This window comes from Streptomyces sp. WAC05374, assembly GCF_004353505.1.
Taxonomy (GTDB): domain Bacteria; phylum Actinomycetota; class Actinomycetes; order Streptomycetales; family Streptomycetaceae; genus Streptomyces.
Genome location: NZ_SMNQ01000003.1, coordinates 276366 through 300336, shown reverse-complemented (window position 1 = coordinate 300336; position 23971 = coordinate 276366). Strand labels below are relative to the sequence as shown.

At 72.8% G+C, this 23971-nt stretch carries 18 protein-coding genes; 10 read left to right on the top strand and 8 right to left on the bottom strand.

Features of this window, described 5'->3' with window-relative positions:
• The first annotated feature begins 62 nt into the window (after positions 1 to 62).
• From E2B92_RS08965 to E2B92_RS08950, 4 genes are all read left to right on the top strand, one after another.
• Positions 63 to 1793 carry an N-acyl-D-amino-acid deacylase family protein gene (locus E2B92_RS08965; RefSeq protein ID WP_126884970.1) on the top strand — a complete coding sequence of 577 codons (1731 nt, stop codon included), beginning with the start codon at positions 63 to 65 and terminating at the stop codon, positions 1791 to 1793.
• Entirely contained in the window at positions 1790 to 3235 is a 1446-nt protein-coding gene (locus E2B92_RS08960) for an aldehyde dehydrogenase family protein (RefSeq protein ID WP_126884969.1), read from the top strand. Before E2B92_RS08965 ends, E2B92_RS08960 begins: the two co-directional genes overlap by 4 nt.
• A 215-nt stretch (positions 3236 to 3450) precedes the next feature.
• Entirely contained in the window at positions 3451 to 5022 is a 1572-nt protein-coding gene (locus tag E2B92_RS08955; protein ID WP_126884968.1) for an APC family permease, read from the top strand.
• 100 nt (positions 5023 to 5122) lie between these two features.
• Positions 5123 to 5440, top strand: coding sequence for a cupin (locus tag E2B92_RS08950; RefSeq protein WP_126884967.1), 318 nt, complete (start codon positions 5123 to 5125; stop codon positions 5438 to 5440).
• Between the two features lie 6 nt (positions 5441 to 5446).
• Here E2B92_RS08950 and E2B92_RS08945 read toward each other — a convergent pair whose 3' ends face one another.
• Genes E2B92_RS08945 through E2B92_RS08935 form a run of 3 tightly spaced genes read right to left on the bottom strand, consistent with a single transcriptional unit; the run spans position 5447 to position 8052 of the window.
• Positions 5447 to 5776 (bottom strand): putative quinol monooxygenase, encoded by a 330-nt coding sequence (locus E2B92_RS08945; RefSeq protein ID WP_126884966.1) that lies wholly within the window; start codon positions 5774 to 5776, stop codon positions 5447 to 5449.
• Positions 5777 to 5813: 37 nt separating this feature from the next.
• A complete protein-coding gene (locus E2B92_RS08940) occupies positions 5814 to 6581 on the bottom strand; it encodes an IclR family transcriptional regulator (RefSeq protein ID WP_133087457.1) in 768 nt (255 codons plus the stop codon).
• A gap of 10 nt (positions 6582 to 6591) precedes the next feature.
• Positions 6592 to 8052, bottom strand: a complete 1461-nt coding sequence (locus E2B92_RS08935) for a CehA/McbA family metallohydrolase (protein WP_126884964.1) — start codon at positions 8050 to 8052, stop codon at positions 6592 to 6594.
• Between the two features lie 91 nt (positions 8053 to 8143).
• Here E2B92_RS08935 and E2B92_RS08930 point away from each other — a divergent pair, with 91 nt between their 5' ends.
• The 4 genes from E2B92_RS08930 (at position 8144) to E2B92_RS08915 (ending at position 15262) form a co-directional block, all read left to right on the top strand.
• Positions 8144 to 8971, top strand: a complete 828-nt coding sequence (locus E2B92_RS08930; RefSeq protein WP_126884963.1) for a TIGR03619 family F420-dependent LLM class oxidoreductase — start codon at positions 8144 to 8146, stop codon at positions 8969 to 8971.
• A gap of 27 nt (positions 8972 to 8998) precedes the next feature.
• Positions 8999 to 11578 (top strand): bifunctional FO biosynthesis protein CofGH, encoded by a 2580-nt coding sequence (locus tag E2B92_RS08925; protein ID WP_185923570.1) that lies wholly within the window; start codon positions 8999 to 9001, stop codon positions 11576 to 11578.
• A gap of 19 nt (positions 11579 to 11597) precedes the next feature.
• The gene (locus E2B92_RS08920; protein ID WP_126884961.1) at positions 11598 to 14033 is read left to right on the top strand and encodes a tetratricopeptide repeat protein; all 2436 of its coding nucleotides are present in this window, start codon (positions 11598 to 11600) and stop codon (positions 14031 to 14033) included.
• Between the two features lie 107 nt (positions 14034 to 14140).
• Positions 14141 to 15262 (top strand): ADP-ribosylglycohydrolase family protein, encoded by a 1122-nt coding sequence (locus E2B92_RS08915; protein WP_126884960.1) that lies wholly within the window; start codon positions 14141 to 14143, stop codon positions 15260 to 15262.
• On the opposite strand, the gene E2B92_RS08910 is transcribed toward E2B92_RS08915, so the two are convergent.
• Together E2B92_RS08910 and E2B92_RS08905 are read right to left on the bottom strand one after the other, a co-directional pair.
• Positions 15247 to 16770, bottom strand: a complete 1524-nt coding sequence (locus tag E2B92_RS08910; protein WP_126884959.1) for a sodium:solute symporter family protein — start codon at positions 16768 to 16770, stop codon at positions 15247 to 15249. The two genes, E2B92_RS08915 and E2B92_RS08910, sit on opposite strands and share 16 nt — an antisense overlap.
• A 316-nt stretch (positions 16771 to 17086) precedes the next feature.
• Entirely contained in the window at positions 17087 to 17869 is a 783-nt protein-coding gene (locus tag E2B92_RS08905; RefSeq protein WP_126884958.1) for an SDR family oxidoreductase, read from the bottom strand.
• A gap of 55 nt (positions 17870 to 17924) precedes the next feature.
• On the opposite strand from E2B92_RS08905, the gene E2B92_RS08900 reads away from it, so the two are divergent.
• Positions 17925 to 18761: a hypothetical protein gene (locus E2B92_RS08900; protein WP_126884957.1), complete on the top strand. Its 837-nt coding sequence runs from the start codon at positions 17925 to 17927 to the stop codon at positions 18759 to 18761.
• Between the two features lie 71 nt (positions 18762 to 18832).
• Here E2B92_RS08900 and E2B92_RS08895 read toward each other — a convergent pair whose 3' ends face one another.
• The 3 genes from E2B92_RS08895 to E2B92_RS08885 all read right to left on the bottom strand — a co-directional run bounded on the left by E2B92_RS08895 (position 18833) and on the right by E2B92_RS08885 (position 21150).
• On the bottom strand, positions 18833 to 19033 hold the full coding sequence (locus tag E2B92_RS08895) for a DUF397 domain-containing protein (protein WP_126884956.1): 201 nt from the start codon (positions 19031 to 19033) through the stop codon (positions 18833 to 18835).
• Between the two features lie 258 nt (positions 19034 to 19291).
• Entirely contained in the window at positions 19292 to 20158 is an 867-nt protein-coding gene (locus tag E2B92_RS08890) for a helix-turn-helix domain-containing protein (protein WP_126884955.1), read from the bottom strand.
• Positions 20159 to 20415: 257 nt separating this feature from the next.
• A complete protein-coding gene (locus E2B92_RS08885; protein ID WP_126884954.1) occupies positions 20416 to 21150 on the bottom strand; it encodes a GOLPH3/VPS74 family protein in 735 nt (244 codons plus the stop codon).
• Between the two features lie 178 nt (positions 21151 to 21328).
• Here E2B92_RS08885 and E2B92_RS08880 point away from each other — a divergent pair, with 178 nt between their 5' ends.
• On the top strand, positions 21329 to 23647 hold the full coding sequence (locus E2B92_RS08880; RefSeq protein WP_133087456.1) for a D-alanyl-D-alanine carboxypeptidase: 2319 nt from the start codon (positions 21329 to 21331) through the stop codon (positions 23645 to 23647).
• Positions 23648 to 23971 lie beyond the last annotated feature (324 nt).

Below are 23971 nucleotides of genomic sequence, written 5' to 3'. Positions count from 1 at the left end.
CCGCGGCCGGCCACGGCGGCCCGGCCCGGGGCGCACACGCGACGCAGCGAGAAGGGGACGTCATGCTCGATCACCTGATCAAGGGCGCCGACCTCGTCGACGGCACCGGGGCGCCCGCCCGCAAGGCCGACGTCGGGATACGGGACGGGCGCATCGCGGTCGTCGCGGCGGCCGGGACCGTCACGGGGGCGGCCCGGAGCACCGAGGACGCCGACGGGCTGGTCCTGGCACCCGGGTTCGTCGATCCGCACACCCACTACGACGCCCAGTTGTTCTGGGACCCGTATGCCACGCCCTCCATGAACCACGGGGTCACCACCGTGGTCGGCGGGAACTGCGGGTTCACGCTGGCCCCGCTGCGGCCCGAGGACGCCGACTACACGCGGCGCATGATGTCCAAGGTGGAGGGGATGGCGCTGGCCGCCCTGGAGGAGGGTGTCGACTGGGGCTGGCAGGGCTTCGGCGAGTACCTCGACGCCCTCGAGGGGCGCACCGCCGTGAACGCCGGGTTCATGGTGGGGCACTGCGCCCTGCGGCGGTACGTGATGGGGGCGGACGCCATCGGGGGGCGGCCGACGGAGGAGCAGCTCGCCCGGATGGTGCGGCTGCTGCACGAGGCCATGGACGCGGGCGCCTGGGGGCTGTCGACCACGCAGTCGTCCACCCACTCCGACGGCGACGGGAACCCCGTGGCGTCCCGGCACGCCGGGCCCGGGGAACTGCTCGCGCTGTCCAGGGCGGTCGGGGAGCACGAGGGCACGCAGATCGAGGCCATCGTCGCCGGGTGCCTGGACCAGTTCGCGGACGCGGAGATCGAGCTGCTGGTGGACATGAGCGTCGCCGCCGGCCGGCCGCTGAACTGGAACGTGCTGACGGTCGACGCGGCCGTGCCCGAGCGGGTGCCCCGGCAACTGCTGGCGAGCGAGCGGGCCCGGAAGGCGGGCGGCAGGATCGTGGCGCTGACCATGCCGATACTGACGCCGATGAACATGTCGCTGGGGACGTTCTGCGCGCTCAACCTCATCCCCGGCTGGGGCGAGGTGCTGGGGCTGCCCGTCCAGGAGCGGATCGCCCGGCTGCGCGACCCGGCCGTGCGGGCGGAGATGCTGCGGCGCGCCGACTCCAAGGAGGCCGGCGTCTTCCGCCGGCTCGCCGACTTCGGGCGGTACGTCATCGGCGACACGTACAGCCCGCGCAACGAGGGCCTGACCGGGCGGGTCGTGCGCGACATCGCGCGGGAGCGGGGGCAGGACCCGTTCGCGTGCCTGGTGGAGATCTGCGCGCACGACGGGCTGCGTACGGTGCTGTGGCCCATGCCGCCCGACAACGACCCGGCCTCCTGGGCGCTGCGCCGCGAGACGTGGGAGCACGAGGACGTGCTGCTCGGCGGCTCGGACGCGGGGGCGCACCTGGACCGGATGTGCGGGGCCCCGTACACCACGCGGTTCCTCGGCGACTGCCTGCGGGGGCGCCGGCTCGTGGGGCTGGAGCGGGCGGTGCGGATGCTCAGCGACGATCCGGCCCGGCTCTTCGGGCTGCGGGAGCGGGGGCGGGTGGTGGAGGGCCACCACGCGGACCTGGTGCTGTTCGACCCGGAGCGGATCGACGCCGGTCCGGCGACGCTGGTGCACGACCTGCCGGGGGACAGTCCGCGGCTGGACTCGCGGGCGGTGGGGATCGTGTCGGTGCGGGTCAACGGCGTGGAGACCGTGCGGGACGACCGGGTGACGGGCGCGGTGCCGGGCAGGGTGCTGCGTTCGGGGCGCGACACGAGCACGGTGCCGACGCGGTGAGGCTGTTCATCGGGGGCGAGTGGGCCGAGCCCGAGGGCGGGCACTACGAGGTGGTCGACCCGGCCACGGAGGAGGTCGTGGGCCTCGCGCCCGAGGCGAGCCGGCGCCAGGTGCACGAGGCGGCCGCCGCGGCGAGGGCGGCCTTCGCGGGCTGGTCGGCCACCCGCCCGGAGGAGCGGGCGGCCGTGCTGGACCGGGCCGCGGGCATCATGGCCCGGGACGCGGAGGCGCACGCCCGACTGGCGCGGGCGGAGAGCGGCGCGACGGCCGCCACGGCACGCGCCATGCAGGTCGGGGTCGGGATCGCGCGGTTCCGCCGGTACGCCAGGGGCGCCCTGGAACCGGTGGAGCGGCCGCTGCCGCCGCAGATCAGCGGGGCGGGCCCGATGGGGCCGGCCTCCGTGCTGGGGGCGGTCGCGGTGCGCCGCCCGGTCGGCGTGGTCACGTGCGTCACCTCGTACAACAACCCGTGGGCCAACCCGGCCGGGAAGATCGCGCCGGCGCTCGCCATGGGCAACACCGTGGTGGTGAAGCCCGCGCCGCAGGACCCGCTGTCGGTGTACGCGATGGCGCGGGCGCTCCAGGAGGCGGGGGTGCCGCCGGGAGTGGTGAACGTCGTCTCCGGGTCGGGGGCGGAGGCGGGGGAGGCGGCGGTCGACTCGCCGGACGTCGACATGGTCAGCTTCACCGGGTCCACGGCGGTGGGGCGGCGCATCGGCGAGGTGTGCGGGCGCGAGCTGAAGCGGCAGCTCATGGAGCTGGGCGGCAAGGGGGCGGCGCTGGTGTTCGACGACGCCGACCTGGGGGCGGCCGTCCGGGGCGTCGGCACCACCTTCTCCTTCTACAGCGGCCAGATCTGTACGGCTCCGACGCGGGTCCTGGCGCAGCGCGGGGTGTACGAGCGGCTGGTGGAGGGGCTGGCCGGGTACGCGCGGCGGCTGACGGTGGGGGACCCTGCCGACCCGGGGACGGTGGTGGGGCCGGTCGTCTCGGCCGCCCACCGCGACCGGGTGGAGGGGTACGTGGAGCTGGGGCGCGAGGAGGGGGCCCGGGTGGTGGTGGGCGGTGAGCGGCCCGCCCTCGACCGGGGCTTCTACGTGGCCCCGGCCCTGCTGGCCGACTGCACCAGCCGGATGCGGGTGGTCCGGGAGGAGATCTTCGGGCCGGTCGTGGTGGTGGTGCCCTTCGACGACGAGGAGGAGGGCGTCGCGCTGGCCAACGACACGGACTACGGGCTGATCGACTACGTCTGGTCCGGCGACGTGGCCCGCGCCTTCCGCGTGGCGGGCAGGCTGCGGGCCGGCGGGGTCGGCGTGAACACGATCGGACGCAACATGGAGGCGCCGTTCGGCGGGTTCAAGCAGAGCGGTGTGGGGCGGGATTGCGGGTCCTGGGCCCTGCACGCGTACAGCGAGACGCAAGCGGTCGTGTGGCCCGGCTGAAAACAGCGCGGGAAAATTTGGAATCGGGCAATTCGGTCACGCCTGCGGTTCCCGCATATCGAACGGTGCAGTTTTCACCTACCAATCGGTCTGTGGCGGGTGGGAGCGATCTTGTTTTCCTTGCCGAGGTGGCGTTCTGCTCCTGGTAATGCAAGGCAAAGATCGCGGAGCGCCTTCTTCCGGATGTGGAAACCGCAGCACCTAACGTCCTCTGCATGACTCAGGTAGATGCGCGGCCCCAGGCCGGAGACACGGTAAGGGGCGTCACCATGTCGGGTGGCACCGCTGACGTACGCAGCAAGGGGCTCGGCGGGAACTCCGTCGGGCTGATGGGCAGTGCCGTCATCGGCATCTCGACCGTCGCCCCCGTCTACTGTCTGACCTCGACGCTCGGCTCCACCGCCGGCGAGGTCGGACTCCAGATGCCGGCCGTCTTCCTGGCCGGATTCCTGCCCATGCTCCTGGTGGCCTTCGCCTACCGCGAGCTCAACCGGGCGATGCCCGACTGCGGCACCTCCTTCACCTGGACGGTGAAGGCCTTCGGCCCCAAGGTGGGCTGGATGTGCGGCTGGGGCCTCGTCATCGCGACGATCATCGTCCTGTCCAACCTGGCGGGCGTCGCGACCTCCTACTTCTGGCTCCTCGCCGGTGAGATCAGCGGCAACCCGGACATCGCCGCCCTGGACGACAACAAGGGCGTCCACATCCTCACCACCCTGATCCTCATCGCCATCGCGACCGCCATCAGCTACCGCGGCATGACCGCGACCAAGAGCGTCCAGTACACGCTCGTCGGCCTCCAGCTCGTCGTCCTCGCCGTCTTCGTGGTCATGGCCTTCTCCAAGGTCGGCAGCGCCGAGTTCCCCACCGGCACCGGCTTCTCCTGGAACTGGCTGAACCCCTTCGCCGTCGAGTCCTTCTCCGCCTTCACCGCCGGCCTCTCCCTGGCGATCTTCATCTACTGGGGCTGGGACGCCTGCATGGCGACCAACGAGGAGACCACCGGGTCCGCCAAGACCCCGGGCCGTGCCGCGCTCATCACGATGATCGTCCTCATCGGCTCCTACCTCGCCACCGGCATCGCCGCCCAGATGATCGTCGGCTCCGGCGACCAGGGCCTCGGCCTGGCCAACCCCGACACCTCGGACAACGTCTTCGCCGCCCTCGCCGGGCCGGTCATGGGCGGCGTCCTCGGCGTCACCCTCTTCGTCGCCGTCTTCGCCTCCGCCACCGCGAGCCTCCAGACCACCTTCATCCCGGTGGCGCGCACGGTCCTCGCGATGTCGACGTACGAGGCCCTGCCGCACTCCTTCACCAAGGTCCACCCGAAGTTCAAGACGCCGGGCCTGGCCACGGTCGTCGCCGGTGTCGCCACCGGTGTCTTCTACGCGGTGATGACCCTGGTCAGCGAGAACGTCCTGGTCGACACGATCTACGCGCTCGGCCTGATGATCTGCTTCTACTACGCGCTGACCGCCTTCGCCTGCGTGTGGTTCTTCCGCAAGGAGCTGACGGACTCCGTCAAGGACGCGCTCTTCAAGGGTGTCCTCCCGGCCCTCGGCGGCCTGATGCTCACCGCCGTCTTCGCCAAGACGCTGTACGACATGTGGGACCCCGCCTACGGCTCCGGCTCCTCCGTCCTGGGCATGGGCTCCGTCTTCGTGATCGGCGTCGGCCTGCTGCTCCTCGGCGTGGTGATCATGCTGGTGATGCGGTTCCGCAGCCCCGCCTTCTTCCGGGGCGAGGTACTGAAGAAGGAGACCCCCTCGCTGGTCGTGGCCGACTGACACAGCGCAACACCTGAGCCGGAAGGGCGGGCACCGTGGGACGGCACGGCGCCCGCCCTTCCGTATGCGTACGTTCCGGCAGCGGGGCAAGGTGGACGGTATGTATGACCTCAACGCCATCGCAGAGGAACACCTCGTCGCCGCCCACGCCGACGAGCACGGCCGCAGCGCCAACCTGATCCTGCGGGACCCGCCGCTGCGGCAGAGCGTCATCGCGCTCACCGCCGGCACCTCGCTCGACGAGCACAACACCCCGCCCGCCGCCTCCCTCCAGGTGCTGCGGGGCGTGGTGAAGGTGACGGCCCAGTCCGGCGACACGGAGCTGACCATGGGCGCCCTCTACCTGCTGCCGCCCGAGCGGCACGGGGTGACGGCGGTGACGGACGCGGCCGTCCTGCTCACCGCCGTCAACGACTGAGCGGACTCAGGCGCGGGGAGTCAGCTCCGCCATGGCGTCCCAGCCGCGGCGGTCCGGCAGGTCCACGTTGATGATCTCCGGCGTGGTGGCGATCGCGCCGGCCATCGCCTCCAGACCGGCCCTGAAGTGGTCGGAGCCCACGTGCGCGGCGCCCGCCTCCGCGTCCGCGAAGGCCTCCAGCAGGACGAAGCGGTCCGGGTCGTCGACGTCACGCGACCAGTCGTAGAACAGGTTGCCGGGCTCCGCGCGCGTGGCACGGGTGAAGTCGTCGACCAGCGTGAGCCACCGGTCGCTGTACTCGGGGCGGACGGTGAACCTGACAGCGATGAAGATCATGCCGCCACGGTGCTCCGCGCCCGGCCCGCCGTCCAGCTCACGCGCCCGTGTTTCCGGCACCGCCGGAAAACCCGCGCACACACTCCGCCACCGCCGCCCGCACCCTCGCGTGCCGGCGCCGGAACTCCGCCGTGGGCAGCGACACCGACAGGGCGTGCAGCACCCCCTCACCACCACCGGGCACCACCATCGCCACACAGGTGTACGCCGGGTCCGCCTCCCCCACCGACACGGCGAACCCCTGCCCCCGCACCCGCGCCAGCTCCGCCTCGAACCGCTCCGCCGTGGTGATCGTCCGGTCGGTGAACCGAGCCATCCCGTGCTCGGCCAGATACCGCCGCCGCACCCCCCGCTCCACCCCCGCCAGCAGCACCTTGCCGTGTGCGGTGGCGTGCGCCCGCACCTCCGGCCCCGGCACGAACGGGTGGTCCGGGTCCGTGACGGGCGCCGTGCTGTCGACCACCGTGATCCGCCCGTCCCGGTACGCCGTGAAGTACGCCTCGGCCCCGCTCGCCCGCCGCAGCTTCGCCAGCACCTCACCCACCCCCGGCCCGGCCCCCACGTGCCGCTGGAACGACCGGTGCAGTGCCGCCACCCGGGGCCCGGGCGCATACCCCCCGCCCCGCGCCCGCACCAGGTGCCCGCGCGCCGTCAGGGGCCCGAGCAGGTGGTACACCGTCGACAGCGAGCACCCCAGCCGCCGCGCCATCGCCTTCGCCCCGACCGGCCCGCCCGCGTCCGCCACGAGATCAAGGATCTCCAGGGCACGCTCGACGGACTGCGGGCCGGGGGTCGTGCTGCTCATGCGGACGAGCCTACGTGCCGTCCCCCAGGAACACCGGGTTCGTGAACGCCGCCAGCGCCCCCGGCAGACCCGGGACCGTCGCCGGGTGGCGGACCTCCGCACGGACGTACGCGGCGTACGCGGGGGTCGTCGTCCACTCGACCGTGCCCGCGCCCGACGCGGGGAGGCCGGCGGTGTGCAGGACGCCCTGGTCCGTGACGAACCGGACCGCGCAGCCGGGCGCGCCCGTGACCTCGAGCCGCACCGTCACCGGCGTGCCGGACGGGACGGCGAGCCGTTCCCCGATGCCCGCGTGGGCGCCGCGCCCCCCGGCCGCGGAGAACGCCAGCGACACGGCCGCCGACTCGGCCACGTAACTGCGGCCCGCACGCAGCCCCGCCAGGATCGCCTCCCGGCTCAGGTCGTCGGCGAGGACCACCGTCTGCGGCTCGCCCACCTTCTGCGGCTCCCGGTGCGCGTCGCTGGCGCCCATGGCCGGAACCCAGCGGCGCCCGGTGGCCAGCGTGCTGTCCCAGTCGGCCAGCGTGACCTCGTCGTCCGGGGTGTACGGGCCGTTCCACACCTCCACCACGTCCGCGTCGGCGAAGCCGAACTTCCAGTTGCAGCCGATGCACGTGGCGTGCGGGTGCGCCGGGACGACCAGACCGCCGGCCCGGCGCACCGCGCGGGCGACGTGCCCGAACCGGTTGTCCCGCGCCCGGTAGCGCCAGTCCACGAAGGTGCCGGGGTCCACGCCGACCGCGACGACGTGACCGTTGCGGGTGGTGACCTCCTCGCCCGTGAGGATCAGCAGGTCGTCGCCCCACAGGCCCTCCCAGGCCCGGTGCGCGGCGTGCGTGTTGTGCTCGGAGGTGTTGAGGAAGTCCAGTCCGGCCTCGCGAGCCGCGGCCGCCACCTCGGCGGGGGTGCGCCGCCCGTCGGAGTACACCGAGTGCACGTGGCAGTCGCCCCGGTACCAGGCACGGCCCCGCCCCGCGGCCCGCTCCGGCGGGTACACCGGCCTGGGCGTACGGCCGGACGGCCCGTACGCGAGGCGGACCGTCACCGTGTACGCCAAACCCTGCGGGGCCACCGTGTACGGGCCCAGCGCGATGTGCCAGGTGCCCGCGCGGACCGGCCCCGGCAGGTAGCCGGGGGTGGCGTCGTCGGCACGGAGGAAGAACTCGCTGCGGGCGCCCCCCGACCAGCCCCGGAAGCCGCGCCCGCCCGGCTCGGTGCCGCGCTCGTCGAAGATGCCGATGTCCAGGGCGTTGCCCTGCGTCCCGGGCGGCACGGGGGGCCGCTCGTACGCGTACGACACCCGGAGCTCCCGCACCCCGCGCGGCACCTCGACCGGGACGTACACGTAGTCGGGCGCACCGGGCGGCAGGGTGCCGCGCAGCACCCGCTCGGTCTGCCCGGGGCCGAAGCTCAGGCCCGGCGCCGCGAAGATCCCCGCCGCGCCCGTCACGAATCCTCGTCTGCCCATCATGGGCACCACCCTCCTCGCGGCCGGTGAATTTCCCGCCAACCCGAGGCGACGGTCTCGGAATCCGGCGCGAAGCGCCATACGTTGGGCCGTCATGCGCATCGCGACGACGATTTTCCTCACGGACCAGACGATCTCCCCGGTACGCCTCGCCCGCGAGCTGGAGCAGCGCGGCTTCGCGGGCCTCTACCTGCCGGAGCACACCCACATCCCCGTCGAACGCACCAGCCCCTACCCGGCGGGCGGCGACCTGCCGCCCGAGTACGGCCGGATCCTCGACCCCTTCGTCGCCCTCGGCCAGGCCGCCGCCGTCACCGAACGGCTGGAACTCGGCACCGGCATCACGCTCGTCGCCCAGCACGACCCGATCGACCTGGCCAAGCAGGTCGCCACCCTCGACCACCTCTCGGGCGGCCGGTTCACCCTCGGCGTCGGCTACGGCTGGAACCGGGAGGAGGCGGAGGACCACGGCGTCGACTGGCGCAGCCGCCGCGAACGCACCCGCGACCGGATGGCCCTGATGCGCGCCCTGTGGGCCGCCGAACCCACCGCGTACCAGGGCGCCACGGCCTCCGTGCGCGCCTCCCACGCCTTCCCCAAGCCCGCGGGCGGCGCCCCCCGCACGCTGATCGGCGGCGCGGCCGGCCCACGCCTGTTCGCCCACATCGCCGAGTACGCCGACGGCTGGCTGCCCATCGGCGGCCGGGGCCTCACCGAGACGCTCCCCGTCCTGCGCGAGACGTGGGAGAAGGCGGGCCGCGACCCCGCGACCCTCCAGGTCGTGCCCTACGCCGTCCACCCGACCGAGGGCAAGCTCGCCCGCTTCGCCGGCCTGGGCATCACCGAGACCGTCGTGCAACTGCCGCCGGGCGACGAGGCCGAGGTGCTGCGCACGCTCGACGCGTACGCGCGGTACGTGTAGGGATACGGCACTCGTATGCTCGGGTCCATGACGGATGACCAGGCCGGACGCCCCACCCCCAACGCCATGCGACGTGCCCTGAAGCGGGCCAGGGACGGTGTGGCGCTGGACGTCACGGAGGCCGCCGTCCTGCTGCGGGCACGCGGCGCCGACCTGGAGGACCTGGCCGCGTCGGCGGCCCGGGTGCGCGACGCCGGGCTCGCGGCGGCGGGGCGGGCCGGGATCATCACGTACTCCAAGAGCGTGTTCGTCCCCCTCACCCGGCTGTGCCGCGACAAGTGCCACTACTGCACGTTCGCGACCGTGCCCGGCAAGCTGCGGCGGGCCGGGCACGGGATGTACATGTCGCCCGACGAGGTGCTCGGCATCGCCCGCAAGGGTGCCGAACTGGGCTGCAAGGAAGCGCTGATCACGCTCGGCGACAAGCCCGAGGACCGCTGGCCCGAGGCGCGCGAGTGGCTGGACGCGCACGGCTACGACGACACCATCGCCTACGTACGCGCCATGGCCATCCGCATCCTGGAGGAGACCGGACTGCTGCCGCACCTCAACCCGGGTGTCATGTCGTGGACCGACTTCCAGCGCCTGAAGCCGGTGGCGCCGTCCATGGGCATGATGCTGGAGACCACGGCGACCCGGCTGTGGTCCGAGCCCGGCGGCCCGCACCACGGCTCCCCCGACAAGGAACCGGCCGTCCGGCTGCGCGTGCTGGAGGACGCGGGCCGCTCGTCCGTGCCGTTCACCAGCGGGCTGCTCATCGGCATCGGCGAGACGTACGAGGAACGGGCGGAGTCGCTGTTCGCGCTGCGGCGCGTGGCGCGGGCGTACCACGGCATCCAGGAACTGATCATCCAGAACTTCCGCGCCAAGCCGGACACGGCGATGCGCGGCATGCCGGACGCCGAGCTGGACGAGCTGGTCGCCACCGTCGCCGTCGCCCGGCACATCATGGGCCCCTCGGCCTGCCTGCAGGCCCCGCCCAACCTCGTGGACGGGGAGTACGGGCGGCTCATCCGGGCGGGCATCGACGACTGGGGCGGGGTGTCGCCGGTCACCATCGACCACGTCAACCCCGAGCGCCCCTGGCCGCGGATCGACGCGCTCACCGAGAAGTCGGCGGCCGAGGGCTTCTCGCTGCGCGAACGCCTCTGCGTGTACCCCGAGTTCGTCACCCGCGGCGAGCCCTGGCTCGACCCGCGCCTGCTGCCGCACGTCCGCGCGCTCGCCGACCCGGAGACGGGGCTCGCGAACCCGGACGCGGAGGTGCGCGGCCTGCCCTGGCAGGAGCCCGACGAGGGCTTCACCGCCACGGGCCGCACCGACCTGCACCGCACCATCGACACCACCGGCCGCACCGCCGACCGGCGCGACGACTTCGACGAGGTGTACGGCGACTGGGAGGCGCTGCGCGAGGCGGCGGCACCCGGCATGGCGCCGCAGCGCATCGACACCGACATACGCGAGGCCCTCGCCGTCGCCGCCGACGACCCCACGCGCCTCACCGACGACCAGGCCCTCGCCCTGCTCCACGCGGACGGCCCGGCCCTGGACGCGCTGTGCCGCACCGCCGACGACATCCGCCGTGACGCGGTCGGCGACGACGTCACCTACATCGTCACCCGCAACATCAACTTCACCAACGTCTGCTACACCGGCTGCCGTTTCTGCGCCTTCGCCCAGCGCCGCACGGACGCCGACGCGTACACCCTGTCCCTGGACCAGGTCGCCGACCGCGCCCAGCAGGCGTGGGACGTGGGCGCGGTCGAGGTGTGCATGCAGGGCGGCATCCACCCGGACCTGCCGGGCACGGCGTACTTCGACATCGCCCGCGCCGTGAAGCAGCGCGTCCCCGGCATGCACGTCCACGCCTTCTCGCCCATGGAGGTCGTCAACGGCGCCACCCGGACGGGCATGTCGATCCGCGAATGGCTCACGGCGGCCAAGGAAGCCGGGCTGGACTCCATCCCCGGCACGGCCGCCGAGATCCTCGACGACGAGGTGCGCTGGGTCCTCACCAAGGGCAAGCTCCCGGCGGCCACCTGGATCGAGGTCGTCACCACCGCGCACGAACTCGGCATCCGGTCGAGCTCCACGATGATGTACGGGCACGTCGACCAGCCCCGCCACTGGCTGGGCCACTTCCGCACCCTGGCCCGCATCCAGCAGCAGACCGGGGGGTTCACCGAGTTCGTCACCCTCCCCTTCATCCACACCAACGCCCCCGTCTACCTCGCCGGCATCGCCCGCCCCGGCCCCACCACCCGCGACAACCGGGCCGTCACCGCCATGGCGCGGGTCCTGCTCCACCCGTACATCCCCCACATCCAGACGAGCTGGGTCAAACTCGGCGCCGACGGGGCCGCCGAGATGCTCCGCTCCGGCGCGAACGACCTCGGCGGCACGCTCATGGAGGAGACCATCTCCCGCATGGCGGGCTCCTCCTACGGCTCCTACAAGTCCGTCCAGGACCTCGTCGCCATCGCCGAAGCGGCCGGCCGTCCCGCCCGCCCCCGTACGACCCTGTACGGGGAGGTCCCGGAGGAACGCCGGAGGGCGGCGGAGGCGTCCGACGGGCACCTCCCGGAACTGCTGCCCGTGCTGGAGTGACTTTTGCGAGACTGGCCGCATGGCCAGGACCTCCAGATCCAGACCGTCGATGCCGGAACTGCTCACGCAGCACAAGCGTGCCGGGTTCATCGGCCGCCGGCGAGAACTGGACCTGTTCGGGCGGAACTTGGAGACCGCACCGGACGACGCACGGCACCGGTTCGTCTTCCATGTGCGGGGCATGGCGGGCGTCGGCAAGACCACGCTGCTGCGGGAACTGGAGGACGTCGCCCGCGAGCACGGCGCGCTGACCGGGTACGTCGACGAGGGCGTGAACAGCGTCCCCGAAACGATGGCGGCGATCAGCGACTGCCTGGACCGGCAGGGCCACCCGCTCAAAGCCCTGGACCGGCAGCTCGCCGCGTACCACCGGTACCGCCACGAGGCCGAGATGGCCGCCGCGGTCGGCGCGGAGGAGGGACCGCGCGGGCCTTCCGGCACCGCCCCTTCGCCGGGCGGCCTGGCCGCGGCACAGGCGGGGCTGATCGGCGCGGGCATGCTGCCGGTCGTCGGCGCCTTCGCCGGAGCGGTCGACCCGGCGCAAGTGGCCAGGGGCGCCGACCGGCTGCGCGAGAGGCTCGGAGCCCGCGCCCGGGACGCCGACGACGCACGGCTCGCGCGTGACCCCGTCACCGTGCTGAGCCCGCTCCTGGTGGCCGAACTGGACCGGGTCGCCGCGCACGTCCCCTGGATCGCGCTCTTCTTCGACACCTACGAACGCACCGGGCCGTTCCTCGACACCTGGCTGCGCGACCTGCTCGCGGGGACGCGGTACGGACCCCTGCCCGGCAACGTCGTCCTCACCCTGGCCGGACGCTCACGCCTGGACCCCGTCCGCTGGTCGGGGCTGTCCCACGCCGTCCAGGACCTGCCGCTGGAGCCGTTCACCGAGCCCGAGACACGGCGCCTGCTGTCGGTGCGGGGCATCGTGGACGAGCCGGTCGTCCAGGACGTGCTGCGCCTCTCCGGCGGGCTCCCCGTCCTCGTCTCGACCCTGGCGCAGCACCCGGGTGAGCCGAACACCGCGGGCGCCACGGCCGTCGACCGGTTCCTCAAGTGGGAGGACGACCCCGCCCGCCGCGCCACCGCCCTGGCGTGCGCGCTGCCGCGCCGGCTGAACGAGGACGTGTTCGCGGTGGCCCTCGCCGACGGCACGGGCTCGGCGGAGCTGTACGGATGGCTGCGCGCCCTGCCGTTCGTCGGCGAGCGCGACGACCACGCCCAGTACCACGACGTCGTCCGCGCCTCCATGCTGCGCCTCCAGCGGACCGGCTCCCCGCAGCGCTGGCGCGAGGCCCACACCAGGCTGGCGGACGCCTACGCCGCGTGGGCGGACACGGCCGGGCACGACATCCTCCCCTACGAGCGGTGGGAGCACGAGCACTGGCGCGCGCTGCGGCTGGAGGAGCTGTACCACCGGCTGTGCGCCGGGCCGCGCACGGCACTGGCGGGCACGCTGCACGACGGGATCGGGGCGTGCGCCGAGGGACCGGTGCAGGCCCGCCGCTGGGCGCGGGTTCTGGCCGAGGCGGGCGAGGACACGGACGACGAGGCCGTACGGCGTCTCGGCACCGCCTGCCTGGAGGCGCTGGACGACCCGGCCCGGTCGGTGGTCGGCGCCCTGGACCTGCTGGTCGCCCGGGCCGGCCCCGAGGACCGCGCCTACGCCCTGCAATCGCGGGGCCGGGCCCTGTACGACGCGAAGCGGTACGACGAGGCGCTCGCCGACTTCGACCGGTCCGTCGAGCTCCGGCCGGGCGTCCCCAGGGCGTACACCGGGCGGGCCCTGGTCCACCGCGCGCGGGGCGCCTTCGACGCGGCCCTGGAGGACCACGACCGGGCCCTCGCGGTGGCCACGCGCGGGACGCGACCCCTGGCCCACCGCGGGGAGACCTACCGGAGGATGGGCCGCCACGACGAGGCGCTCGCGGACTTCGACCGCGTGGTCGAGCTCGACCCGGCCTGGGTGTGGCCCCGGGCGAGCCGCGCCCAGGTGAAGCACGCCCTGGGCCGGCCGGCCGAGGCGCTGGCCGACCTGGACGTCGCGCTGAGCATCGACCCCGACCACCGCTGGAGCCTGGTGCGCCGCGCCCAGGTCCGCCGCGCGCTGGGCGACGTCCCGGGCGCCCTGCGCGACCTGGACCGCGCGGAGGCGGTGGCCCCCGGGGACCCCTGGGTCCTCGGCGAGCGCGGCGAGGCCCTGCGGGCGGCGGACCGCCACGCGGACGCGGTGGCCGCGTACACCAGGGCGCTGGAGCTCGACCCGGGTTACGCCTGGGCGCTCGGCAGCCGCGCCCTGGCGCACGAGGCGCTGGGCGACACCGGGGCGGCGCTGGCCGACCTGGAGCGGGCGCTGGCCCTGGACCCGGAGTACGCCTGGGCCGCCGCGCAGCGCGAACGCCTCACCGGGAACAACCCGGAACCGGTGCCGAACAGCGAGCAAAACCCCACCTGACGGGCTTCCGTACCCATAACCCTCCAGGCCCTGACCCCCCGGTTCCCTTCGATTACAGTGCTGCGCGCCGGACGTTGGCGGAGGGGCGACGGGAGGGGGGACGCGAGGTGAGCGCAGCAGCCGCGGCTGTCTGGGGCCGGGCCGAGCAGCAGGACTTCCGCGCCCGGGTGCGGGGGTGCCTCCTGGGTGCCGCCATCGGCGACGCCCTCGGGGCGGGCGTCGCCGGGCTGTCGGTCGAGGCGATCCGCGCGGCCCACGGGCCCGACGGGCTCGCCGACCTGGCGCCCGCGTACGGGCGGCGCGGTGCCGTGACGTCCGCGACCCAGCTCACGCTGTTCACCGTGGACGGTCTGATACGCGCCCAGGTACGCCGCGACACCGGCGCCTGGCACCCGCCCACCGACGTCCACCGCGCCCATCTGCGCTGGGCGGCCACCCAGCGGGACTGGGGTCCCGACGAGCGCCGCAAGGACAACGGCTGGCTGGCGTGCGAGGAGTGGCTGTACGTTCGCCGCGACCCCGCGCCCGCCACCCTCACCGGACTGGGCGACGACATACTCGGCACGCTCGACAAGCCCAAGAACCCCGCCGCCCGCGACGCCGGCGCCCTCGTGCGCTCCGCGCCGTACGGGCTGCTCGTGGGGTGGGAGCCGCAACTGGTGTGCCAGCTCGCCGTCGAGTGCGCCGTGCAGACCCACGGCCACCCCGCCGCCGCCCTGTCGGCCGGGGCGTTCGCCGTCGTCGTGCACGGCCTGGCCCGGGGCGAGAGCGTCGACGGCTCCGTCCAGCGGGCGCTGGCGCAGCTCGCGCCCCGCCCCGGCCACGAGCCGGTCAGCGAGGCGCTGAAGCACGCGCTGGGCGCCGTACGCCAGGGCATCCCCGGCCCGGCCAGGATCTCCTCGCTGGGTGACACCGACGGCGAGCACGCCGAGGACGCCCTGGCCATCGCGGTCTACTGCGCGCTCGTCGCCGAGGACGTCCGCCACGGGCTGCGCCTCGCCGTCAACCACGACGGCCCCTCGCACATCACCGGCGCCCTCACCGGCGCGCTGCTGGGCGCCCTGCACGGCGAGACCGCCCTCCCGCCGGCCTGGCTGGCCGAGCTGGAAGGGCGGCCGACGCTCCTCCAGATCGCGGACGACTTCTCCATGGAGATGACGCAGGGCCCGGCCCTGCACGGCCCGGCCGCCTCGGCGCCGGGCTGGCTGGCCCGCTACCCGAGGGGCTGATGTTTCGTGGCCGCCCGGGCGGGGCTGCCGTCGTCGGAGTGGAGCTTGTCGAGCACGGCGTCCCGCTCGGGGGTGTCCTCCGGCTTGACGAGGCCGATGAGCACGTACAGCACCAGGGAGGTGGCGAGCGGCGAGACGATCTGGATCTGGAGCTCGACGCCGTCGAGCCCGTAGTTCGTCAGCCAGAACACGAACAGGCCGGCCGCCCAGGAGACCAGCGCCGCCGTCGGCCCGGACCTGCGGAAGGAGCGCAGCAGCCCGAGCATGAACGGGATCGCGATCGGCCCCATCAGACCCGCCACCCACTTGATGACGACGGTGATGATGTCCTTGAAGGTGGGGGAGTTGACCTGCGTCGCGATCGCCATCGACAGGGCGAGGAAGGCGACGGTCGACCAGCGGGCGGCGAGCAGCCCGGCCCGGTGCGACCAGCCGCGCGCCGCCTTGCTCATGGCCGGGGCGATGTCCCGGGTGAAGACCGCCGCGATGGCGTTGGCGTCGGAGGAGCACATGGCCATGGTGTGGGAGAAGAACCCGACGATGACCAGGCCCAGCAGGCCGTGCGGCAGGAGCTGTTCGGTCATCAGGGCGTAGGCGTCGGAGGCGTCCGGCTTCTCGGGCTTCACCAGCAGCGGCGCGCACCACATCGGGAAGAAGAGGACGAGCGGCCAGACGAACCACAGGGCCGCCGACAGCCGCCCGGAGCGGGTGGCCTCGCGGGCGGTGGGCGTGGCCATGTAGCGCTGGGCCTGGTTCCACATGCCGCCGCTGTACTCGAAGGTCTTGATGAAGAGGTACGCGAGCAGGAAGGTCAGGGTGTACGGGCCGGCGGTCGGCGCGGTGTGCCCCTGCATCTCGGGGCGGTCCCACACGGTCCACAGCGCGCTCACGCCGCCCAGCTCCGCGAGGACGGCGACGAGCATGGCGATGCCGGCGAAGAACTGGATGACGAACTGGCCGAGTTCGGTCAGGGCGTCGGCCCACAGCCCGCCGACCGTGCAGTAGATGCCGGTGACGACGCCGGTGATGAGGATGCCCTGGTTGAGCGAGATGCCGGTGAAGACGGACAGCAGGGTGGCGATGGCGGCCCACTTGGCGCCCACGTCCACGATCTTCAGCAGCACGCCGGACCAGGCGAGCGCCTGCTGGGTGGGCAGGTTGTAACGGTTCTTCAGGTACTCCAGCGGTGAGGCCACGTGGAGGCGCGACCGCAGCCGGTTGAGCCGGGGCGCGAAGAGGTGGGCGCCGATCGCGATGCCGATGGCGATGGGGAAGGACCAGGTGACGTACGAGGTGACGCCGTAGGTGTAGGCGATGCCCGCGTACCCGGTGAACATCACCGCGCTGTAGCCCGACATGTGGTGCGAGATGCCCGACAGCCACCACGGCATCCGGCCGCCCGCCGTGAAGAAGTCGCCGACGTCGTCGACGCGTTTGTGCGACCAGACGCCGATCGCCACCATCACACCGAAGTAGCCGATGAGCACGGCCCAGTCGAGACTGTTCATGTCCCCCTCCAGGGGTCCGCCTTGTGAACGTCGAAGCACTTCGTCAGTACGTCCGGTCAGCGGTGCCCCCGTGCGGGAGCGGGGACTTCGGGGATTGAACCGTCGGCGCGCGCGGCCGGTCAAGGGTTTCAGTGGTCACAGATATGAACACAGGTCAGAAAGAGGAACTCCTTTGCCTTTTCTTGACCTACCTGGCCGTTGTCAGGCCCGCGACGGCGGCCGGACGATGATCGGGCGCTTCGTCAGGTCCGTACACATGGCGGAACGACCGCACGGGATGCGGGTCCCGTGCGGTCCGTGACACCCAGGAGGCCGCCTACCGCATCAGCTCGCCCGCGTTGACCAGCAGCGACTGGCCCGTGATCGCCCGTGCGCGGTCGGAGGCGAGGAAGACCACGGCCTGGGCCACGTCCGCGTCCGTCGCCAGTTCCGGCAGCGCCATCCGCTCGGCCAGCCGGCCCAGCACCTCGCTCTCGGGCACGCCCTCGGCGCCGGCCGTGAACCGGACGTACGCCTGCACGGGCGGCCCCCACATCCAGCCGGGCAGCACGGTGTTGACCCGGATGCGGTACGCCCCCAGCTCGCGCGCCAGCGAGTACATCGCCGACGTCAGCGCGCCCTTGGACGCCGCGTACGCCGCCTGCCGCACCTGGGACGGGGCGGCCACCGCCGACTGCGTACCGATGAGGACCACCGATCCCCCGCGCTTCTTCAGCGCCGGCAGGCAGGCCCGCGTCATCCGCAGCGTACCCAGAAGATTCACGTCCAGGACGTCACGCCAGGCCCCGAAGTCCGCGTCCTCCAGGCCGCCGAAGTGGCTGTCGTACGCCGCGACGTGCACCACCGCGTCGATCCCGCCGAACCGCGCGACGGCGAGCGCCGCCAGCGCCCCGCACCGGCCCTCGTCCGTGATGTCCGTGGCGAGCCACGCGCTGCGCCGCCCCTCCGGGTCGATCCGCCCGGCGCACGAGGTGAGGTGCGCCTCCGTGCGCGCCCCCAGCACCACATTGCCCCCGTCCCGCACGACGGCGGCGGCGACCTGGTGCCCCAGCCCGGGGCCCACGCCGGAAACGATCACGGTCCTGTCGCGCAGCGGCATCCGGTGCCTCCCCGGCTCTGGACGAGCAATCTGACGGACCGTCAGAGTAGGGCGCATGAGCGACGACGACAATGACACGCGGAGCGAGGAGTACGCGCGGCTCGCGGCCGTGGGCCCCTACGGGGTGCGCCCCGGACACGCGCTGATCACCATGGTCGAGCCGCACCCGGGCCACGAGTACGCGTACAACCGCTGGTACGAGGACGACCACTACTACGCGGGCGCCATGGCCATGCCCTGGATCTACGCCGGCCGCCGCTGGGTGGCCACCCGCGACCTGCAACTGCTGCGCCACCCCGAGAAGTCCGCCGTGGCCGCACCCGTCACGGCCGGCTGCTACCTGTCCACGTACTGGATCACCGAGGGCCGCTACGACGACCACATGAAGTGGACCGTGGCCATCAACAAGCGCCTCAACCGCGACGGCCGCGTCCACCAGGCCCGTACGCACGTCTTCACCGCGTTCCAGGACCACGCCGCGACCGTCTACCGGGACGGCGCCGCCGGCCCCCGCGACCACCACGCGCTGGACCACCCGTACGCCGGCCTGATCCTCCAGGTGATCGACACCGAGGGCCCCCGGGAACGTGCCGAGCTGCTGGAGCGCCTGCGCACCCACCACCTGCCCCGCCGCCTGGCCGGCTCACCGGCCGCGATGGTCACCCTCTTCCGGCCGACGCCCCTGCCGGGCGACCGGATGACCTACGTCAAGCAGGTCGAGGCCGTCGACACCCGCCTCACCCTGCTCTGGTTCCTCGAACAGGACCCCCGCACCTGCTGGGCCGACCACTTCGCCACCCTCGACGCCCCCGCACCCGGCCGGGTCGAACTCGTCGCCCCCTTCATCCCCACGGTGCCGGGGACGGACCGGTACGTCGATCAATTGCGATAGCGCATGACCGAGCCCCCTCGGCCGGGACGGCGGACCAGTCGAGAGGGCTCATCGGTGACGCGCCGAAAGGCTCAGAGAGCTCCCGTGCTCACTTCACGCACGAACGCGTTCCACGACTCGGGGACGAACGTGATCGACGGACCGGCGGGGACCTTGGAGTCCCGTACCGCGATCGACGCCACGACGGGTGACTTGACCTCGACGCACGCGCCGTTCCCGCCGGAATACGAGGACTTGGTCCAGGTGTCCGTGGCGCCCTGAATGATTGCCATCTTCTCCGCTCCGGTTCTCGACAGTGACAGCAGTGACTCGCACCGGCCTGACCTGCAGGCTGGCGTGATCGACGCTACTCGTCGAGATCTGTGCGCGGGGCGGGCGTTCACTCGACCGGATGGCATATTCCATGCGGGTCTTCCGCTGGAAGCCGGTCGCGGTGTACCGTACCGGCTTCTTCCCCGGCGGGCCGGGTGAATCCCCGGCAATCAGGCCGGACTTGGCAAATCGGACGTCCGGCGTGGGAGCGTACGAACTCAGCCCATCGCTTGCGTGTAGTCCTTGATGACCTCACCGATGAAGTGGCGCGTCTGCTCCACGTTCAGCGCCTGGGCCCGCAGGTGCTCGTACATCACGCTGTAGCGCTGCACGTCGTTCGCCTTCTCCAGATACAGGTCACTGGTGACGCCCTCGATGTAGACGACCGAGGAGTCGGACGCGTCCGGGAACTCCAGGATCGCGTAATGACCGGTGATCCCCGGATGCGCGCCCATCTCGAACGGCAGCACCTGCACGGTGACGTGGGGCAGGTGCGACTGGTCGAGCAGGTGCTCGAGCTGCTCGATCATGAGCTGCTTGTCCCCGACCACCCGGCGCAGCGCCGCCTCGTCGATCACCGCCCACAGGCGCAGCGGCGTCTCCGCCTCCCTGACCCGCTCCTGGCGGCGCGCCCGGACGTTGACCCGTTTCTCGATGTCGGCCGCCGACGACTCCGGCAGCGCCCCGGTGATCAGCGCCTCCGCGTACTGCCGGGTCTGCAGCAGCCCGGGCACCACCTGCGGCTCGTACACCCGCAGCGAGGCCGCGTCCGTCTCCAGTCCGATGTAGACGCTGTACGGGATGTCGCCGAATGCGTGCCACCAGCCCTGCTGGCGTGAGTCCTTCGCCATCTGCATCAGCGAATCGACGATGCGGTGGTCCTCGACCTCGTACACCCCGCACAGGTCACGCACATCGCGCTGACTGATGGAGCGGCGGCCGTTCTCGAGGCGGCTGATCTTCGACTGCGAGACGAGCAGGCGCTCCGCCACCTCCTCCGCCGTCATGCCCTTGAGCTCACGCAGCCGGCGCAACTCCTGGCCCAATCTGCGTCGCCTGACGGTGGGGTTGACGTTGGACGCCACGGGAAACTGCACCTCCGGCTGCTTGGCTGCGGTAGCTGGCGTAGCTCTGCGTATCTACTGCTCAGCAGACTGCCACCAATGGGCTGTGCGCGCTGGAAAATGGCCACACGAGCCCCTGTGCGTACGTACGTGCGGGGACACGTGAGTGCGCGGGGCGGCCGTTGACGGCTGCCCCGCGCGCTCCTGCGGCTCCCGGACCGGGCCCTGGGGGTGTGCGCCTGGTGCGTGGTACGTGGTGCGGCGTCGAGCGTCGGTGCTCAGTGCGCCACGGCGCGGGCCATCGACCCGCTGCGTGACTGCGGCTGGATCGGCAGGGCCGTGGCCGGGCGGCCACCCCCTCCCGAGCCGGGGCTGCGGCGCGGCTGCGCGCCCACGCCGTTCTGGACGTCCATCACGGCGTGCGCCACGAGACCGCCCATCGGATCGTGTCTGATCAGGTCCCGGAGCCGCGAGCGCGACGAGCGCCCCTCGTTCCCGGGGTAGAGGTGCTTGCCGAGTCCGACCGCGTGGGCCAGTGCGGCGAGCGCCGCGGTCCGCGGGTCCGGCGGTACACCGGTGCGGATCGCACTGTCCAGCCGGGCCCTGATCTCCCGGCTGATCGCCGTCTCCGTCGCCTGGTAGCGCGTCGTCGGCAGCACCCCGCACATCTGGCCCTCGACGGCATGGACCATGCCGCAGCGCTCCAGATGCGAGAGATACGTCTGGCGCAGCCCCAGCCGGGGCCCGCCGATCCAGTGGACCGCGCGCACCGGACTGCCGCGCCTGCGCAGCAGCTCGAGCGCGGAGTCCAGTGTCGGATCTCCGGTCGGCCGTGGCATCACCACGGCGATACGATCCCCGTCAGGGGCTATCCGTCCCGCCAGAGCCAGCTCCACTAGCTGTGCTCCGGCCAGGCCGAGGTCGAGCGACTGCGGCTGCGCTGTGGTACCCGTGGCCGGGTCCAGAGCGAGCAGCAGAAGCTCCTCCGGAAGTGTTCTGCGGCTCCTGCCCATCCATGCCTCCCCGCGTGGATGAATGACAGGGTGACCCCTCTCACATTCATCTGTCGAGAGCGCCTGGGTGCTTCGTACGGGAACCGGTAGGTATGTCGTTCTCGTCTTGCACCGGTGCCAAGCGCTCACACAGGACACTGGTACATGTTTCGGCAACGCGTTGATTGAAGGAGGCACGGTGGCGGGCGAGTCCCCCGACAAGTCGGAGCAGCAGAAAACGCCGGGGGAGACGGCATCGGACGATCGCGATCCGCGGCTCGCCGTTCGCGGTGACACCGAGTCGCCGGTCGACCAGCCGACGGCGGTCTTCAAGGCGGTACCCCGGGCCACCGAGCCGGACGACAACGACGCCCGCCTGCGCGACGCCGTCGCTGCCTGGGTCACGCCCCGCGCCGCCGGAACGGGCGGAAACGACCCCGCCGGGGAGGGCGAGCAGCCGGAGGCGGCCACCGGGGGCACGGAGCCGGCCGGCGGGGCGGAGGAGCCGTCGCGGGACGCGGAGACGGAGGAGGCGAGCCCGGGCGAGCCCGAGGAGGGCACCCCCGTCGCGGCCGAGGCCCCGTCCCCGGCCAAGCCGAGCGCGACCGAGGCGGAAGCCGGAGCCGAAGCCGAGGCGCCCGAGTCCGACGCGCCCGGGTCCGGAGCCGAAGCCGAGGCGCCCGAGGCCGAGGCGGAAGCCGAGCCCGACGCCGAGACCCCCGCGCCCGCGCCCGAGCCGGAGGGCGAGCCCAAGCCCAAGCCCGAGGCCAAATCCGCGCCCGGACCCGCGCCCAAGGACAAGCCGACCCCCGCCCCCGCCCCCGCCCCCGCGTCCGAGGACACGCCCCGCAAGGCCGACGGGCCGGCGGTGGACCAGCCGACCGCCGTGTTCCGGGCCGTGCAGCGCAAGCCGGTGGACCAGCCGACGACCGCCCTGAAGGCGATCACGCCCACCCCGAAGCCGGACGGGGGCGCCGCGCCGGAGTCCGCCGCCGAGCGGACGAGCAAGTTCGTTCCGCTGCGCACCGACGACGTACGCCCGGCCGCGAAGAAGCCCGAGCCGAAGGGCCCGGCGGCCGTGCCCGCCCCGGCCCCCGCGCCCACCCCGCCCAACACGCCCGCCGCCGCTCCCGCCCAGGCCGCTCCCGCCCAGAGCGGCCCGGCCGCGCGGGCGGACGAGCCCGCGCAGCCCGCCTCGCTGACCGAGCCCGAGCGCACCAGGCAGCAGCCGCTGCCGCCCCGGCCTCCGCTCGACATGCTCGCCGAGCTGACGAACACGCCGCCCCCGCCGGAGACCCCGGTGCGCACGGTGGTCCGGCGCATCAAGATCTGGACGCCGCTGGTCGTCCTCCTCGCGATCATCTTTGCGATCGTGCAGTTCGTACGGCCGCTGCCGGCGCCCACCCTGGCGATGACGGCCACGCCGTCCTTCTCCTTCAAGGGCGGTAAGCCGTCCCTGCCGTGGCCGGGCGAGGGCCAGGGCTACATGTCGGCGACGGGCCTCGGCACCGTCGACTCGTTCGGCGAGCAGAAGCCCGTGCCGATCGGGTCCGTGGCGAAGGCGATGACCGCGTACGTGATCCTCAAGGAGCACCCCCTGAAGAAGGGGGAGAAGGGCGAGATGATCGAGATCGACGCCCTGGCCGAGAAGGAGGGCGGCTACGACGCGCAGAACGAGTCGACGCTCAACACGGTGAAGGCCGGCGACAAGATCTCGGAGTTCGACGCGCTCGCCGCCATCATGATCCCGTCCGCCAACAACATCGCCCGGCTGCTCGCGCGCTGGGACGCCGGCTCCGAGGCCGCGTTCGTCAAGAAGATGAACGACACGGCCAAGGAACTGGGGATGAAGAACACCACCTACACCGACCCCTCGGGCCTGAACCACACCACGGTCAGCTCCGCCGAGGACCAGGTGAAGCTGGGCGAGAAACTGGTGGAGATCCCCGCCCTGCTGGAGATCACCAAGATGCCGCAGTGGACCGACCCGTCCGGCAAGAAGTGGCGCAACTACAACGATCTCGTCCCGTACGACGGCGCGCTCGGCATCAAGACCGGCAGCACCACCAAGGCGGGCGGCAACCTGCTGTTCGCCGCGCACAAGCAGGTCGGCGACACGGACCAGCTCATCGTCGGAGCCGTCCTGGCCCAGTACAAGACGCCGATCCTCGGCAGCGCGATCGCGGCCAGCAAGGAAGCGATGCTCGCCACGCAGGAGCTGCTGGAGAACCAGACGGTCGTCAAGAAGGGCGACGTGGTCGGCCACGTCGACGACGGTCTCGGCGGCCGGACCCCGGTGGTCGCGGCCAAGGACGTGACGGTCGTCGGCTGGTCGGGGCTGACGGTGAAGCTGGAGCTCAGCAACAACGGCCGCGCACTGCCGCACTCGGCGCCCGCCGGCACGCAGGTCGGTGTCCTCACCGTGGGCGAGGGCGCCAGCCAGGTACGGGTACCGGTGGCTCTGCGGAGCGCCCTGGTCGAACCGGGCCTCGGTGACAAGCTGACCCGTCTCGGCTGAAACCGCCCTGGGCGCCCCGGATTTCCGGGGCGCCCCCGTGTTAGCGTCCGGACACGTCCGGGCAACGTGAAGCGCCGGGACGACGTCTTCGCGGACAGCACGTGGCAAGGGTGTGGGGGACGACGCAGAGAGCAGAGAGCCACAGTGACGACCACTGAGCCGACGAGCGCCGAGCCGGCCCGCGTAGATCCGATCAGTACGGAGCCGCCCCGGGCGGACCCGGTCCGCGTCGAGCCGATCAGCAGCGAGCCGGTCCGGACGGACCCGGCCGGCGCCGAGCCGGTCCGCGCGGAAGGCGCCGCCGCTTCGCGGGCGCGAATAAGG